Below are 17716 nucleotides of genomic sequence, written 5' to 3'. Positions count from 1 at the left end.
AATTATTGATTAGCTAAGATTTTTAAAGCACGTTCAGCAACAGCATGTCCTGATTGAGGATTTTGACCAGTCACAATGCGACCATCTACGACTGCGAAATTGCTCCAGTCATCCTCTTTTTTAAAATGTGCACCGTTACTAATAAATTCGTCTTCTAATAAATATGGCATGTATTCAGTTGTACCATTTGCTTGTTCTTCACTATTTGTAAAACCAGTCACGTCTTTATGACGAACGAGGTAATCGCCATTTTCTTTAATATCGAGTAGACCAGCCGCACCATGACATACAGAAGAGAGAACGCCTTGATTATTGTAAATACTTAACGCAATGTCGTTAAGTTCTTTGTTATTTCTAAAATCCCAAATCGCACCATGTCCACCTGCAAAGTAAATGGCTTGATAGTCGCTAGGATTAACCTCTTTTGGAGATAATGTTTGTCCAAATTTATTCATATAATCATGATCCGTGTAGTATTCCCAGTCCTCAGCTCCCATCATTTCAGGGCTAAGACTGATAGGATCAAGAGGCACATATCCACCGTTCGGACTTACGAAATCAACATCATAACCTGCGTCATAGAAATCTTTCGCAAAGTGCGTAACCTCTGAGAACCACGCACCCGTAGGTCTGTCTAAATTATCGTATTTCGCAATGTTTGTTACAACAATTAAAGCTTTTTTCATTGTATTTCCTCCTCATTCATGTTTATATAGAGTACAATATCAGTTAAACCTTGGTTTAAGAGAAAGGATATGCTTACATGAAACAATATTACATTGAATATGTCTCAGATTATTGCAATATACCTAAAAGCAAACTGCGTTATTACGAGAAAAAGAATATCTTGAAACACATCGACAGAGATAGCAATAACAAGCGTTTATACACAGACGACGATATCGAAATGATTAAATTTATCCAGTGCCTAAGCAATTTGAATATGCCATTAAAAGAAATCCGAAAAAACACAGATATGCTTTATCAAAACCAAATAGATGTCCCAAGCGTGTTACGCGCACACCTAAAATTCTTGAATGAACAACGGAATTTGATCAGTACACATATCGACTTAATTGAACAAAAATTACAAACTGCCATGACCGAGTGACGAGGGAAAAGGGGTGTGTGAATTAAAAGAACGATAAGAAGAGTGTGGAGGGATAGTGAATGAATAAGCATAAAGAAATTGTAGATTTTAAAGGTTGAGTGCGTAGATAAAGGCGATAGGTGAATAGGCAAAGCTGGAATGAGTTTTTCTTCATTTACATAAGTTTCAATAAGTTCAGCATAGCCTGTCTTTTTTGCTTTTTCTACTAAGTAATAAGTCGCCATTAACATTTCTAAAAATATTGGGAATGACGTTTCCCTTTGTTGCATATAATCTAAATAACTGGATACGGTCTGAATGCCAAATTTATAATATTTCTCTTGTGGGTCAATTTGTATCAATTCATTTGTACAATATCCTAACCAGTGATCATGATATTTCCAGTATTTTTTCTCTATAAACATTTCAAATAACATTTTGACAGTATTCAACAATTACATTCTTAGCTATCCCACAAACATTTTTTAAATATATAAAATTTTTGTTTTTCCCTATATAATGTGCTTTAGCTTTATCATTTGTTACTAAAGATGACTCATTACTAAAGTTAAAGATATCTATCTGTATGCTATTCTTTACAAAGTCCTCACTTAATTCCTATGAATATTTAGTGCTATCAAACAAAAATAGTAGGGTGTTTGAAATTCTTTTATGCTCTTCAGCTTTACCGTTATAATACATATTCGTCAAAAATGTAAGTATGGAAATCACCAAAGAAAATCCTGACATATACTTTGCTGATTCTGGCTTAATAAGCATGAAAACCATTAATAAGATTAAAAATATAATGACTTGGGTATTTTATTATCACAACATAGCCCTTCATTTTTTACATACTTTACACGATTTAATGTATACATTAGTAAGAGAATTAACCCATTCTTATGAAGTTAAATTAGAATTAGGTTTTAAAAGAGAACTAGTAGCTAAATTAAAGTCTTCTGACAATGAAACTTTTAACAAATTAGGGAATATACTTAATAAAAACAGTCCTATTCGTACCGTAAAGTATAGAGATGAATATACTCATAACATAACTCCATACCGATTAAATAGCCATCCCGAGAAAGATGATTATGGAAATGCTTTTTTTAAAGCTAATAAACCAATGATTAATGATATTGAGGAAGCTATAAAAGACATAGAGTCAGATTTGGAAAAACTGCAAAAAAAGGCTAAGCATATTAAAACAGCACTTACCATCTTATAGTAGTTATACCATTCTAAATTCACCCAAAAACATTAAAATTTTATAGAAATGGATGATTAGTATGATAAAGAACAAATGGAAAATAGAATTATGGTTTCAGAAATTCAACTATTTTATACATAAAATCAGCAATGAGTTTGAGCCAGAAAGCATCATATTTGATAAAAATAACTTAATTAAAGGAAGATCATTACCTAATGAAACAGTTTATATTAGTTACTTCGTAAATCAACCAGATCAAATTATTGAACAACATACAGTGAAATCAAATTCAAACGGTATCTTTACTGACAATGTCCCAAATATATATCAATCAGAAATTTTTAAAAATGATAAATTATCATTTTTTATAGATAGTCAAAGTAAAATCGATATTGATGATATATCACAAGAAATCGTTGAAGAAGGCTCTTCCGTTCTCCTATCCTTAGATTTAAAAACAATAGAATCATACTTTGATGAATTCTTACTTGCCATTTCAGACAAAACAGAATTTGCTAAACAAACTGCTGAAAATGTAAGAAGACAAATAATGGGTGAGATAAATCTTAAAAAATGGGATATTCAAATTAAAATGAATAAAAACAAAGATAAATTAAATTCATCTTCAGAATTCAACAAACTTAAAAATGAAATTATAAAGAACCATCAAGACTTAACTGCAGAATCATATAATGACATTTTAATAAGTGATTTCTTAACTAAATATCTTGTATATAAAGAAAAGCAGGACTCCTATCTGGAAAAAGGCATATTAAGTCAAAATAAGTCAAACTATTTTATAAAATTAATTAATAAAAACTTAATTAAACAACGAAAAAGCGCCTCCCAATATTTTGAGATTGCAAATAGTATTAAACCGTCAACTCATAAAAATGGTTCTTTAGAACAATCTGACAATATCGATCAATTCAGACAAGCTGCTATTGGTGTTTCACTTTATTTATACGATAAAAATGACCCTTACTTTAAATTTATTCGCAGCATTGCAAATGAAAGCTTGCGCAGAAAAACAATAACTGTTGATGACATTATACAGTCAAAAGAAAAAATTGATGAATTCATGGAGGAGGAAAATCTAATCAGTTATAATGAACTCTATTATAAGACAACTATTGAAGATACATTTCATTTTACCCTATTTACTGCTATTTCAGATTTATTAGACGAACTAGTTCAAACTGTGAGTACCATAATGCAAAAAGCAACAGAGCAAGACATACTAGTATCTTTACATATAATAAGTAATCTTAAACAGGACTTAAAAAGTTGGATTGAAAAATACGATCAAAAATCACAACATATAGAAAATTTAATTAATGGCTATGCTAGAAATTCAAATCTAAAATCGGTAATTGCTGAAACCATTCAAATGAATCGCAAGCTAACTTCAACTATTGAAAGTGAACTACTTTCAACACTTGCTGACTATGACATAAGCACATTTTATAGTAGATATGGTTTGACCTCTAATCCTAACGATTTTCGTGATACATTAATGACTCAACTTATTAGTAAATTTTATGAATCACGTTTTAAAAACAGTAAAAAGCATAGAAATATTTATTTTTAATAAATTAATTGCCTATCGAATACATGTATTCGATAGGTATTTTTTCTTTTAAATCCCTTTATATCAATGTCCTAAAATTCCCCTTGAAAATTTGAAACTAAGCCTACTTGTGAGGGATTAGTATGTAATTACATCAAATTTGATGATTTTAATTATTAGGAGGAATTTTATATGAGCAAAAAAAGTTATTGCTTTCTTTTGTTAAAAAGACGCGCTTGTGGTGTTGCTTTTAATTTAGCAATTGGTAAAGATTTTACGTTTAACGATTTAAATTTGGCGTCCAACGTTACATGTTCAACTGACGTACAACAAGATGTTGGTCGCTGGTTTGCATACTTTGTAAAGAACATGCCAAATGTCCCATTTGTCATTATTGGTAAGAATAGCAACGGGAACTTAGTTTATCGTAAGACAGGACCTAATCCAATGCTTCACAAACATAACTGGAAAGGTGGTAACAACTAATGACTAACAACATCTTCGAGCAATATCCATACTGGTTAGATTCAACTGCATGGTATGAACTTATTCGAGCAAAAAACAAAAATGACGAAGATAAGATAATTCGTTTATCTAGTCCAATCATCATAGAAAACAAATTTCTCGACCCTACTACAGGGGTTGAGAAATTGACTATCACGGATGGCAAAAATATTGAACGTATTGAAACGTCAGATATTCTAACGACACAAAAGTTACCTAGACTGGTTATGTTTGGGTTCAGCATCAATGAAAAGTACATTAAATCGCTAGGTAATGCACTACAATTAATGCGTCAATCACTGCCTATTTCTACATTGTATACAGGTGTAGGTGTCTTAAGTACTGATGAAGGTACTGTCATTTCACTAGATGAACCATATCTTTCAAAAGACATCGAGCAGTCTCAGGCTGATGAAATCATTTGTGAAACAAAGTATGACTTACAACCTAAAGGTACATTTGAAGGCTGGTGGCAAATGTATCTTGATGAAGTAAAAGGAAACTTGTTACTGGAGCTTGCTGTGATATTTGGTGTTTCTTCATTAGTGACTGCGTTCTTAAAAACAAAGCATGAAGTTGAATTCGCAGGTACCATTTTCTCATTTATGGGAAATTCCAGCACAGGTAAATCAACTGCCGCGGCATTAGGAGTCTCAATTGCAGGCAACCCATCTAAAGGTGACCAGACATTATTCAGAGGGTGGAACGGCACTCGTAATGCAATTGAAGGATACTTAAGTAACAACTTTGGTGTTCCTATTGTCTTAGACGAATTATCAGCAGCGACCTTTAAAGATACCAATGGTTTGCTTTATTCCCTAGCAGAGGGGCAAGGTCGTCTACGTGCTAATCGAGAGGGAAATGTAAAAAATCCTCACCACTTTGGATCTAGTGTGATCAGTACAGCAGAACACACTATTTTCAAAGATGCTAGTGCAAATGATGGTTTGAGAGCAAGATGCATCGAAATTTCTGATGTCTTTACAACAAGTGCTGACAATGCGGACGCCATTAAAAAAGGAACATCAAAAAACTACGGACACGTAATGCCGTTAGTAGCTGAATATCTTCTAAATCGTGAATATGAAGTAATCAAGTGGTTTCATAGAGAACACGATTGGTTCAAAACACAACTTAACAATGAAACAAACAATGTAGGCATACGTATGTTCAAGCGCTACGCCACCATTATGGCATCAGCAAGAATATTAGTACGTGTAATTGCGACACCCATAGATTTGGATGCAGTTAGAGAGTATCTAGTTAGTTATCATGTAGATTCCGTAAGTGAACGCAGTTTGGCAGCCAAGGCGATTGATAGTGTGGTTCAGTTCGTGGCACGCAATCGTAGTAAGTTTGCGGAAAATGAAAAACTCTCCACAATGATTGAAAATTATGGCCTTATTGAGCTGAAAGACGATCACATCCAAGTCAAGATGCTTAAAGATGTTTTTAAACATATGCTAGAAGAAAACCAATATCAAGATGTAAAAAATGTAATAGATAGTTTAAGATCAGAAGGATATATCCAGATGGATTCCGATCGGATAGCCATCAAACGTAGTGTCAAAGATACTCAAGGAAAACCTAGGAGTATTGTATTCTATCATCTTAAATTGGATAAAGAACTTGCCCCTATTTTCGGCTTAAGCTCAAATTCAGAACCATTCACACTACCGCACTTTGATGGGAATACAAATCCAAATTTGCTTAATGACTTTGTTAATCAAGCCAGAGAAAAAGAAGCAAGTGACGATTTAGAACTATAAATTTGAATGTTATACCGCTACAACGCTCTATGCGTTGTAGCTCATTAAATCAACCGGAGGAATTAACTATGAATGTAATTGTATTAGCACATAATATTACAGATGAAAGAGAAGCCTACTTAGACGAACCTATTGATACTGTAAGAGCATATTGTAAAGAACATGGTTATAAAATCATAAAAGATTATAACGACGATAACCAATTGATAAATGATATTAAACTGAAGCACGTCAAACCTAAACATATTGTCTTTTGGGGCATTTATGAAGATTATCCTAAATTGGTCAGACTCTGCTCAACACGAGGTATCGAACTCATTCCAACGTTTCCAATATTGGTATAACACTTTTACTACTATCAAAGTTAATTGGGAGGAATAATATGGACGAATTAATCACATTACTCGCTGATTTAGTGATTGAAGAAATCAATCACGCTGATGACTAATAATAACGCCCAACACCTGATTGGTGTTGGGCTTATGTGTAAATTCATTCATAAATATATATTATCACTGTGGAAGGAGGAAACAGGATGAAACAAGCAATGGGTTACTTACGTCAAAGTACAACAAAACAACAATCACTCCCGGCACAGAAACAAGCCATCAAGACATTAGCTGAAAAACACAATATTCAACACATCACCTTTTATAGCGATAAGCAATCAGGACGCACTGATAAGCGAAACGGTTACCAGCAAATTACTGAACTGATTCAACAAGGACAATGTGACGTACTATGTTGCTATCGTCTGAATCGACTTCATCGTAATCTAAAAAATGCATTAAAACTCATGAAATTGTGTCAAACGTATCATGTTCATATCTTAAGCGTTCATGATGGCTACTTCGACATGGATAAAGCATTCGATCGGCTCAAACTCAATATTTTCATCAGCTTGGCCGAACTAGAATCTGATAATATAGGCGAACAAGTCAAAAATGGAATCAAAGAAAAAGCGAAACAAGGTAAAATGATTACAACACATGCACCCTTTGGGTATCACTATCATAATGGTACTTTCACAATAGACACAGTAAAAGCACCAACAATAAAAGCTGTGTTCAATTATTACCTTCAAGGTTATGGTTATAAAAAAATTGCGCAATACTTAGAAGCTGATAATAAATTCATTAATCGCAAACCCTATCAAGTGCGTAATATTATCCTTAACCCTAATTACTGTGGCCGTGTTATCAATCAATACGGACAATATGAAAACATGTTCCCAGCTATTGTCAGTACAACGATATACGAAGAAGCTCAAGTTACCCGAACTCAGAAACAAGTAAAACGTAAGCCGTCAGAAAATCAACTCAAACAAAAAATCAAATGTCCTTATTGTCATTCGACACTCACAAACATGACTGTCCGAAAACCAGATCATTCATTGCGTTACTATGTCTGTCCGCAAAATATGAATAACGCTCGCTTTGTTTGTGAATTTAAAGGAATCAACGCACAAGAATTAGAAACCAGTGTTTTAGCGACTTGTCAGGACTTCTTTCAAAATCAACAGCTCTATTCAAAAATAAACCATACTATTCAACAACGACTCAAAAGACAAAGAGATGTAGAAACTAAAACTACACTCAATCACGAGCAGCTGATAGAAAAATTAGCCCAAGGCAAAATTGATGCAGAAACGTTCAGAGAACAAACGCAATCATTACATCAACAATCAAAACCTATATCATCAATCAGTGCGTATCAAATTCGAAAAGCTTTCCAAAACATCATTCAACAACGTTTCACACTAAACATGTTGTACCCCTATATTGATGAAATTAATATTTCTAAAAATAAAAGCCTCGCTGGCATCTATTTCAAAAACGAACCACTGAATATTGTAAAGCAGACTATGAAATGATCAATTGTATAATTAAAGAAAGGATAGATTATAATGGATAAAATGAAGAAAAAGCTTGTAGGAGGCTACATTCGCGTATCCACAGAGAGACAAGTAGAGGGTTATAGCATTGAGGGACAAATTACACAAATAGAGCAATATTGCAAATTTAACGGCTATGAACTCGTTGATATATATGCAGATCGGGGTATATCAGGAAAATCTATGAACCGTCCTGAATTACAGCGCATGTTAAATGATGCTAAAAATGGAAAATTAGACTGTGTTATGGTTTATAAAACAAATCGTTTGGCACGTAATACTTCCGATTTACTTACAATCGTCGAAGAACTTCATCGTCAAAATGTTGAATTTTTTAGCTTGTCTGAACGCATGGAAGTCAAAAATTCAACAGGTAAGTTAATGCTCCAGATACTTGCAAGTTTTTCCGAATTTGAAAGAAATACAATTTTAGAGAACATTTACACCGGACAACGTCAAAGAGCTTTAGAGGGCTATTATCAAGGCAATCTTCCATTAGGATATAATAACATACCTGATAATAAAAAAGAATTAATGATTAATCAACATGAAGCTAACATCGTTAAATATATCTTTGAATCTTATGCCAAAGGTCATGGTTATCGTAAAATAGCCAATGCACTCAATCACAAAGGCTATGTGACTAAAAAAGGCAATCCATTTAGTATTTCAGCTGTTACTTATATTCTCTCAAACCCATTCTATATTGGTAAAATTCAATTTGCGAAGTACAAAGATTGGAATGAAAAGCGTCGTAAAGGACTGAATGATAAACCTATTATAGCTGATGGTAAACACCCTCCTATTATTAGTCAAGAATTATGGGATAAAGTCCAATCACGCAAAAAACAGGTCAGTCAAAAACCTCAAGTTCATGGAAAAGGAACCAATCTATTAACAGGTATTATTCACTGCCCACAATGTGGTGCACCAATGGCAGCTAGTAACACAACGAACACATTGAAAGATGGTACTAAGAAGCGAATACGCTATTATTCTTGTAGTAACTTTCGAAACAAAGGCTCAAAAGTATGTTCTGCGAATAGCGTTAGAGCTGATGTGATTGAAAAATACGTCATGGATCAAATACTCGAAATTGTCAAAAGTGATAAAGTTCTCACACAAGTTGTCGAACGTGTTAATCAAGATAGTCAAATTGGTATGGATGCACTTAACCATGATATCGCATATAAGCAACAACAATTTGATGAAATAAACACTAAACTAAAAAATCTAATTCAAACCATCGAAGATAATCCAGACTTAACATCTGCACTCAAACCAACCATTCATCAATATGAAACACAACTCAATGACATTACAAATCAAATGAATCAACTCAAGCACCAACAAAATCAAGAGAAACCATCTTACGATACGAAACAAATCGCTGTCCTATTACAACGAATCTTTCAAAATATAGAATCCATGGATAAATCACAGCTCAAAGCTTTGTACCTAACGGTTATTGACCGTATTGACATTCGTAAAGATGAGAATCATAAAAAGCAATTCTACGTTACACTAAAACTTAATAATGAAATTATTAAACAACTTTTCAATAATAATAATCTAGACGAAGTGCTCCTCAGCACTTCGTCTTTATTTTTGCCTCAAACACTCTTTCTTCAAATCTAATATCTATGTACTGTCCTTTCGTCATTCAATAACACCTATCTAATAAACATCTTCAGCAACCTAAGCAGTCATAACTCAATGTGAAGCTTATATTGATATGACGAAAGAACATCCCAAAATAAAATGTAAGTGGGATAGTAACGGGATTGGCTAACTTCATGTAGGAGAAGGATTACGCAAGCGTAATCCCAAAATCCCGTTATTATTTATAAATAAATAATATAAAAAAAAGTAACTCGTAATAACACCACCAAATCCAAATGATATATAAATATATAGCTATATTTCCCGAGAAATGAGCGGGATAACGGGATTTCCTTGTCATATCAACAATTGTGACGACTTTCGATTGGGATCTTTTCTGTATTTCAGTGGGATTTCCTGGCGAAACAAATGGTATTTCAAACTTATATTATCAAAATGATGTATCACATGCATACATCCATCAAATACATTAGGAGGTCATAACAATGACACTAGAACAACAACTCAAGCACTATATAACCAACTTATTCAATCTGCCAAGGGATGAAAAATGGGAATGTGAATCCATCGAAGAAATCGCTGATGATATTCTACCTGAACAATACGTAAGACTTGGTCCACTTAGTAATAAAATACTACAGACTAATACCTACTACTCTGACACACTTCACGAAAGTAATATCTATCCCTTCATTCTCTATTATCAGAAACAACTCATAGCTATCGGTTATATTGATGAAAATCACGATATGGATTTCTTATATCTACACAACACTATCATGCCCCTTTTGGATCAACGATACTTACTAACAGGAGGACAATAATATGCATAAATACATCAAAATTACACAACTCGTCATTACAATTCTTAGTGAAATTATCATTTGGATGAAAGAATCAGAACGAAAGGAAAACGCTTATGAATAGATATATAACACGTGGTATCGCCAACAACTTACCTATTAACTTACAACACCAATTATGGCAACTCGTTTCTGAGCGAGAACAAGAACAAACCAAAGATAATACTTCAGTAGATTATTTTCATATATTCCAGTTTAATAAACATCGCAATCAATTATATATCAAACACAAACAAGAACGACCAGCGTATGTGAAAACTCAAAAGGCAAATATCAATCAACCTATCAATATCAATAAGGTCTACATTATTCGTGAAGATGATGTAGGCCTTTCTTATTATGTCATGTTATTACCAGAAGAATACTAGAGGAGTGAATATTACATGAAAACAATAAAAAATACATTAGAAACTGAAGCCATATTCAGTGATGACCAACAACATCGCTATCTACTTAAGAAAACATGGGACAGTGAAAAACAAACACTTACAATCATTACAATGTATCCAAATTTTATGGGCCTTCTTAGTATAGACTTAACAACTCAGCTCATTATGAACAAAGTTTCAGAAATGGATGCATTTGGCTCAATCAATTTTGTGAATCTATATTCCAATATTACAACACCCCTCAATCTCAAACATCTAGAAAACGCCTATGATAATCATACCGATATTCAAATTATGAAGGCAGTGAAAGAATCGGATGAAGTAATATTAGCCTGGGGTGCTTACGCTAAAAAGCCCGTTGTTGAAGCACGTGTCAATGAAGTATTAGAGATGTTGAAACCACATAAGACGAAAGTGAAACAACTCATGAACCCAGTAACCAATGAAATTATGCACCCCCTTAATCCAAAAGCAAGACAGAAATGGACTTTGAAAGCATAACCCATATATGGAGGTAAACGATGTAAGAAATCAATATTGTTTCACTACAAATGATAAAAACAGATACATTAAATTACCTAAAAAATCGTATTTCAAACCCTGGGGATGCGACAGAAATTATGCGTTCATTCATTGGAAACAGTGATCGAGAACATCTCATACTTATATGTATGAATAGTAAAAACGAAACTACACATATTCAAACACTATCGATAGGTTCTATTAACTAAACAGTGATTCACCCCAGAGAAACATTCAAAACAGCGATGCTCAGTAACGCCAACAGTATTATGCTAGGACATAACCATCCAAGTGGAGATGTATTAAACATAGTATCCTAAACTAGAGTACTCTAAGTACTCGAAGTTTAGGATTTTTTAATTACAGTGCTTTAACTATTAAATATATAAGGGTATTATTAATAGTAGTTAAAGTATTTAAAGGTGGTGGAAAGATGAAGGTTCAGAAAGTAATTGTGGAGGAAAAATCATATCCGTTATACATACTGCTAGATAAAGAATTTGAAGTGATAGAACCGGTTAAGCGATTTATAAAGTACTTGGATAATACGGGCAAAGCTCCAAATACCATTAAAACATATTGTTATCATCTCAAGCTGTTTTATGAATTTATGAGCCAAAGTAGAATCGAATTAGGAGATTTACAATTTGAGGATTTAGCAAACTTTGTAGGATGGTTAAGAAATCCAGCAGGGCATTTAAAGGTAATAGATATACAACCAAAGAAGGCTAAAAGAGAGGAAACATCAGTTAATTCCATACTTAACGCTGTAACTAGTTTCTTAGAGTATTTAAATCGCACAGAAAATTTTAAAGCTATAGATATGTCTAAAGAAGCAAGAGGAAGAAACTTTAAGGGGTTTCTTCACCATATTTCTAAAGGTAGATCCTATAAAAAAAATATTTTAAAGCTTAGGGTCAAAAAGAAACTTGTACAAGTATTAGAACATGGACAAGTCAAAGCAATAATTGAGGCATGTCATACCAAAAGAGATAAGTTACTTATTATGCTTATGTATGAAGGGGGACTTCGGATAGGAGAAGCATTATCCCTTCGTATTGAAGATATTTCAACATGGGATAACCAGATTAACATCAGGCCAAGAGATCATAATGAAAATGGAGCTTATATTAAACTTAAAAAAAAGAACTATTGATGTAAGTAAGGAATTAATGGCATTATATACCGATTACTTAGTACATGAATATGGGGAAGATTTAGATCATGATTATATATTTATTAATCTTAAAGATTCTTATTTTGGCCACCCTCTAAAATATCAAAGTGTATTAGACTTAATAAGAAGACTAGGAAAACGGACAGGGATTACTTTCACTGCCCATATATTACGTCATACGCATGCCACAGAGCTTATTAGAAGTGGATGGGATGCTGCATATGTACAAAAAAGATTAGGGCATGCCCATGTACAAACAACACTTGATACGTATGTTCATCTTTCTGATCAAGATATGAAGAATGAATATAAAAAGTATCTTCAAGGGAGAGAAACATGACAATGAAATTTCCAAGTGTAGCAACTAATCGAAAGCTTATCGCTAGTACAGAGATTAATAAAAAAATAGCTAATATGACAAGTGTTTTAAAAGGTTATTGGGCAGCAGATAGATGGGATATAAGAATTTGTCCGCATCCTAGTGCAATTGAGTTAAGTAAGAATCCGTCACTAAGAAATCGTTGGGTAAATTTCGATAAGGTGGAAAATGTCTGGTTGAAAACAGAATTAAAATATTTTTATTACCTTCACTTGAATAATGGAGCTTGGAATGCAAAATCCGTTTGGATTAGAAAGGGAACAGTGATAAGCCGGATGATGGGATTTTTAAATTTAAAATATCCTAATATTACATCGATAACCGAAGTGCCTATAAAAAAAGCTTTGACAGAATACCGGACCTACTTAACAGAACAAAAAGTAAAAACTACGACTACTAATTACAAACTTGATGTAAATCAGCAGAAAGTTACTGTACATGCGAATTCCTATTACGTTACTCATCTTAAGCAGTTTATGGAATTCTATGAGGACTTCTATTTTGATGGGGAAGAATGGGAAAAAGATGTTTGGAATCGAAGAAAATTATCATTACCGGAAGATAAGGTAAACCCAACATCCTACGAATATACGATCAACTTTAAGGGTTTTAAGAATAATTATTTTAAAGAAATAGTTAAGCGATATTGTAAACTAATGTTAAACACAGCTAGCTTTTCTCACGTAGTAGATATAGCTTCAAAATTAAAAGAATTTTTTAATTTCATGAACAAAAATTGTGAAGGTATACAAAGGATTCATCAATTAACTAGAAATGAAATTGAGCAATATTTTAATTATATTAATTTAAAAGGTTTAAAACCCAGTACTGTAACTGGACGAATATCTACTTTAGACGTTTTTTTTACTACAATTCAAAGATATGACTGGAAGGATACACCTTCTAAGATCCTTATCTTTCAAGAAGATTACCCTAAAGTGCCGAAGGCACTACCACGTTATATTGATGAACATATACTTGAACAATTAAATGGGAAATTAGATAAATTGGAACCTTATATTGCTACAATGGTTATGGTACTTCAAGAATGCGGGATGCGTATCAGTGAACTTTGTACATTGAAAAAAGGGAGCGTCATAACCGATAAAGAAGGGGATTGCTTTTTAAAGTATTATCAGTGGAAAATGAAGAAAGAGCATATCATTCCTATTTCTAAAGAAATTGCTGCATTGATATTAGTTCAAGAGCAAAGGGTGGCTGATGAACTCGATGATGGATGTGTATATGTGTTTCCCGAAAAGATTGCTCACCATTGAAACAAGATACCTTTAGGGTTAAATTAAATGAACTAGCTTATGAAGAAAAGATAACGGACAGCAACGGAGAAATTTTTCGTTTTCATGCTCATGCCTTTCGGCATACAGTTGGCACTAGAATGATAAATAACGGAGTGCCACAACATATTGTCCAGAAGTTCTTGGGTCACGAATCACCGGAAATGACGGCAAGATATGCACATATTTTTGATGAAACCCTAAAGAAGGAATTTACGAAATTTAAGGAAACCTTAGTAACGAATAACGGTAGCATTCTGGATTTAAGTGAGGAAAATACTGAAGCTGACAATACAGATCTTCAATGGTTTAAAAAGAATATCAATGCACAGGCACTTCCTAATGGCTATTGTCGGTTACCAGTAATTGCAGGACCATGTCCTCACGCAAATGCATGTTTAGATTGTACGAATTTCTGTACAAGTAAACAATTTCTTACTGAACATGAAGAGCACTTAGAGCGAACTAAAGAAATACTAAATAGGGCTAAACAAAACCAATGGCAGCGTCAGGTTGAAACCAATGAACGTGTTAAAAATAGATTAGAACAGATTATTCATTCGTTAAAGGAGACGAATTAAAATGATTAGAAAAGGTAACACAACTGCCATAGTTCAGCTAGCTAAAGACAAGTCGGAGAAAACAAGAATTAGGGTTGAAAAGACAATTTCAGAGATGGCATTGAAAGAAGAGAAGATTAATTTTAATTCCGTTGCACAAAAAGCAAATGTTTCAAAGTCATGGCTTTACAAACAAAAAGATATTAGAACTAGAGTGGAGACATTAAGAGGGATGCAGATAAGTGAGTTAACCCCCCGTAAACCTAGTAAAAGCCCTCGTTCAGAGGACGTATTAATAAAAACCTTAAAAAGCCGTATAAAGGCGTTAGAAGAAGAGAATGAACGGTTAAAGGATCAAGTTCAAAAATTACATGGCAAGCTGTTTTAGCAGATTTGTGTTTCTTGGAATTTATTGGGCACTTTGAATTGGCTACCTAAAATGAAATCGCTAAAACCTTCAATAACTTCAATAGCCCATTTCCCTAAATGTGTTAAGGGGAAATGGGCTTTCTTCTAGTATTGTTGGCATGATCGCAGAAGTGTTTTATGCTCTTAAATAATACTTTTTAATATATTGCAAATACTCATTAGCACTTTTCTGTATCTCTTCGCCCTTCATATCCGAATTAGCACCGTAAAGTACAAACTCTGGTACATATTCAGCATGAATCTATGCACATAAAGATTTGAATGGTGTTAACATCTGGGTTAATGTATGCTTGTTTTTACCCATACTTGTAAATTCACCTTTTTTTACGCCAGCTGATATAGCTAATCCTAATTTTCGATTATAAAATATTCTTTTACCCTTTGATCCGTAAGCCCATCCATATATAATCACTTCATCGATCCATTTTTTTAATAATGAAGGAGAACTATACCAATATAATGGAAATTGAAAAATAATATTATCATGATTTTCAACTAATTCCTGCTCTCTTTTTACATTCATAATAAAATCAGGATACTCTCTATAAAGATCATGAATGGTAATTTCGTTTGAATAAGACGCTGCTTTTTCTACCCAAACTTTATTGATTCGAGAATTTGGCATATCTGGGTGAGAAACGATCACCAATGTTTTCATTGTTTCATCCTTAACATACTCAACTTTCGCACCAATAAAACAGTGTACGAAAGTTGAGTTACTTAAAAGTATTCTATTCTAAGAAATTCAAATTTGCGTGATTCCTAAGCTATTTATTTACAGCTTAAACTATAGAAGATGAACTAAACAATAACTAATCTTTACATAACTAAGTTATTACCCACGCTTTTTTAAACCTAATCCAGCTATTAAGGCAATGAGTATTGCCCCTGTAGCTGCAAGGAACGCATCTGAGTAGGACATAGCGTCCAATATATATAATGGATTTATCGGCTCAGTAGCATCACGTCGAGCGGATAATAATGCTCCAATCATACCTGCTCCAGTTCCTGCTCCAAGGTACAAAGCACCTTGGAAAATCCCCATTCCGACACCAACCTTGTCTGCATCGAGTGCACTTACTGCGGCGTTATTTGCGGGAGAATTCGTGAATGCAAAAGCAATCCCTACTCCGAGGACCCCCACGGAAACTAACAGAGGTGAAGCACCAGATGCATAGGTGGACAAGAATAAGGTAGACAGCCCCATCAGAGTCATCCCAGTAATTATCAGACGTTTATCCCCAAATCGATCAGAAAGACGGCCAACGAAGGGAGATAAGATTGCAACAGCCACACCACCTGGCAACAATATCATTCCAGCCTGTCCAGAAGAGAGTCCATTCACCTCAACGACTAGTAATGGGACGAACATAAGAACAGCGAAATAAGCAAACATCGAAAAAATGCAATTATGACCGTATTGACATAATCCTTGTTATTGAACAGGACAGGTGGTACAAATGGATTTTCTGCGGTAACAATTCTCCAAATAAATCCCACCAAAGCTACAACAGAACCAATTAGGCTAGTTAACGATGAGAACGAAGAAAAACCAGAAGTTTCTCCTTGAGTGATGCCAAAAAGGAGTAATCCTACTGTGAGGCCGAGGAATAAACCACCAATGAAATCAAAGTTCTTATTGCTTCCTACGGATTCTGCCGGTTTAATTGTCGGTAACGCGTAGTAGGCACCAATAACAATCATAATGGCTAACAAAAATGTGAACCAAAACAAGGCATTCCACCCTAAATATTGACCAACTACTCCACCAAATATTGGACCAGCAGCAGTTCCAACACCAATACTTCCTGCGATAATTCCCAAAGCTCCCCCACGTTTTCCTTGTGGGAAAACCTTCGAAATTGCAATGACTGATAGAACTGGAATTGCGGACATCCCAGCACCCTGAACCATTCTTCCCAAAACCAACAATGGGAGGTTCGGGGCAATTGCACATAAAAGACTACCACTTGCCAGAATCATAATGGCAAAGATATATAGCTTTCGTAACTCAAAAAAGTCTGAGATTCGACCATAAATCGGAACTCCAATCGCAAGAACAAGTGCAATACCACTAACTATCCAACTCACTTGAGATTTCGAAGCTTCTAAATCTTTGCTTATTAGTGGAAGTACGGGATTGACTGAATCAGCCGTAATTGCACCTACAAGTACAGATAGGGAGAGTACCATCATTAAAAGCCTAGTAGAACCCCTTTTTTCAGATTGAATCATTTCTTTAGATTTACTATCCTTTTTCATTTTATTTCCTCCTAAAATATATTGTGATTTTAGGAGGCTAAATCCACTGCTTTCACCATAAACCTCACCTCATATCTATTTATATTGTAAAACCAAATCAACGAACTCACCATATTTCTACAGCATGATTAAAGATTCGGTTCTCCAAACTAACTGAACTGATCAAACAAAAAAAAG

General features: G+C 33.9%; 14 protein-coding genes and 5 pseudogenes. 15 read left to right on the top strand and 4 right to left on the bottom strand.

Annotation, left to right across the window (positions count from 1 at the left end; translation table 11 throughout):
* Positions 1-2: 2 nt before the first annotated feature.
* Positions 3-686, bottom strand: coding sequence for a type 1 glutamine amidotransferase domain-containing protein (locus JG554_RS00285; RefSeq protein WP_046207803.1), 684 nt, complete (start codon positions 684-686; stop codon positions 3-5).
* Between the two features lie 77 nt (positions 687-763).
* Here JG554_RS00285 and JG554_RS00280 point away from each other — a divergent pair, with 77 nt between their 5' ends.
* Positions 764-1111, top strand: a complete 348-nt coding sequence (locus tag JG554_RS00280; protein WP_046207802.1) for a MerR family transcriptional regulator — start codon at positions 764-766, stop codon at positions 1109-1111.
* A gap of 128 nt (positions 1112-1239) precedes the next feature.
* On the opposite strand, the pseudogene JG554_RS13160 reads toward JG554_RS00280, so the two are convergent.
* Positions 1240-1542, bottom strand: a pseudogene (locus JG554_RS13160) (poly(glycerol-phosphate) alpha-glucosyltransferase); the annotation flags it as partial.
* A 269-nt stretch (positions 1543-1811) separates the two neighbouring features.
* On the opposite strand from JG554_RS13160, the gene JG554_RS00275 reads away from it, so the two are divergent.
* The 14 genes and pseudogenes from JG554_RS00275 to JG554_RS00210 all read left to right on the top strand — a co-directional run bounded on the left by JG554_RS00275 (position 1812) and on the right by JG554_RS00210 (position 15236).
* Positions 1812-2321 (top strand): Cthe_2314 family HEPN domain-containing protein, encoded by a 510-nt coding sequence (locus JG554_RS00275; protein ID WP_230623012.1) that lies wholly within the window; start codon positions 1812-1814, stop codon positions 2319-2321.
* 61 nt (positions 2322-2382) lie between these two features.
* The gene (locus JG554_RS00270) at positions 2383-3894 is read left to right on the top strand and encodes a hypothetical protein (protein ID WP_046207801.1); all 1512 of its coding nucleotides are present in this window, start codon (positions 2383-2385) and stop codon (positions 3892-3894) included.
* 171 nt (positions 3895-4065) lie between these two features.
* Positions 4066-4359, top strand: coding sequence for a cassette chromosome ssDNA-binding protein (gene ssb, locus JG554_RS00265; protein ID WP_031863540.1), 294 nt, complete (start codon positions 4066-4068; stop codon positions 4357-4359).
* Positions 4359-6146, top strand: a complete 1788-nt coding sequence (cch1, locus tag JG554_RS00260) for a cassette chromosome replicative helicase (RefSeq protein WP_203265326.1) — start codon at positions 4359-4361, stop codon at positions 6144-6146. Before ssb ends, cch1 begins: the two co-directional genes overlap by 1 nt.
* Before the next feature lie 68 nt (positions 6147-6214).
* Positions 6215-6490 carry a recombinase family protein gene (locus JG554_RS00255; RefSeq protein WP_046207799.1) on the top strand — a complete coding sequence of 92 codons (276 nt, stop codon included), beginning with the start codon at positions 6215-6217 and terminating at the stop codon, positions 6488-6490.
* A 191-nt stretch (positions 6491-6681) separates the two neighbouring features.
* Positions 6682-8019 carry a cassette chromosome recombinase CcrA gene (gene ccrA / locus JG554_RS00250; RefSeq protein ID WP_046207798.1) on the top strand — a complete coding sequence of 446 codons (1338 nt, stop codon included), beginning with the start codon at positions 6682-6684 and terminating at the stop codon, positions 8017-8019.
* A 33-nt stretch (positions 8020-8052) separates the two neighbouring features.
* Complete coding sequence (gene ccrB, locus JG554_RS00245; protein ID WP_046207797.1) at positions 8053-9678, top strand: cassette chromosome recombinase CcrB; 1626 nt, start codon at positions 8053-8055, stop codon at positions 9676-9678.
* Positions 9679-10148: 470 nt separating this feature from the next.
* Positions 10149-10487, top strand: a complete 339-nt coding sequence (locus tag JG554_RS00240) for an SAUGI family uracil-DNA glycosylase inhibitor (protein ID WP_046207796.1) — start codon at positions 10149-10151, stop codon at positions 10485-10487.
* A 95-nt stretch (positions 10488-10582) separates the two neighbouring features.
* Positions 10583-10894, top strand: coding sequence for a DUF960 family protein (locus tag JG554_RS00235; RefSeq protein WP_046207795.1), 312 nt, complete (start codon positions 10583-10585; stop codon positions 10892-10894).
* A 15-nt stretch (positions 10895-10909) separates the two neighbouring features.
* Positions 10910-11416, top strand: coding sequence for a DUF1643 domain-containing protein (locus JG554_RS00230; protein ID WP_046207794.1), 507 nt, complete (start codon positions 10910-10912; stop codon positions 11414-11416).
* A 50-nt stretch (positions 11417-11466) separates the two neighbouring features.
* Positions 11467-11757, top strand: a pseudogene (locus JG554_RS00225) (JAB domain-containing protein).
* Positions 11758-11870: 113 nt separating this feature from the next.
* Positions 11871-12954, top strand: a pseudogene (locus tag JG554_RS00220) (tyrosine-type recombinase/integrase).
* Positions 12955-12956: 2 nt separating this feature from the next.
* Positions 12957-14869, top strand: a pseudogene (locus JG554_RS00215) (tyrosine-type recombinase/integrase).
* A gap of 1 nt (position 14870) precedes the next feature.
* The gene (locus JG554_RS00210) at positions 14871-15236 is read left to right on the top strand and encodes a DUF6262 family protein (RefSeq protein WP_000619629.1); all 366 of its coding nucleotides are present in this window, start codon (positions 14871-14873) and stop codon (positions 15234-15236) included.
* A 282-nt stretch (positions 15237-15518) separates the two neighbouring features.
* On the opposite strand, the gene JG554_RS00205 is transcribed toward JG554_RS00210, so the two are convergent.
* A complete protein-coding gene (locus JG554_RS00205) occupies positions 15519-15935 on the bottom strand; it encodes an NAD(P)H-dependent oxidoreductase (RefSeq protein ID WP_031883923.1) in 417 nt (138 codons plus the stop codon).
* A 177-nt stretch (positions 15936-16112) separates the two neighbouring features.
* Positions 16113-17539 (bottom strand): annotated as a pseudogene (gene fexA, locus JG554_RS00200) (chloramphenicol/florfenicol efflux MFS transporter FexA).
* Positions 17540-17716: the final 177 nt, after the last annotated feature.

The organism is Staphylococcus sp. 11-B-312, from assembly GCF_016743055.1.
Lineage (GTDB): Bacteria > Bacillota > Bacilli > Staphylococcales > Staphylococcaceae > Staphylococcus > Staphylococcus ureilyticus.
The sequence above is the reverse complement of the archived record's forward strand: the minus strand, read 5'-3'. Positions and strand labels throughout refer to the sequence as shown.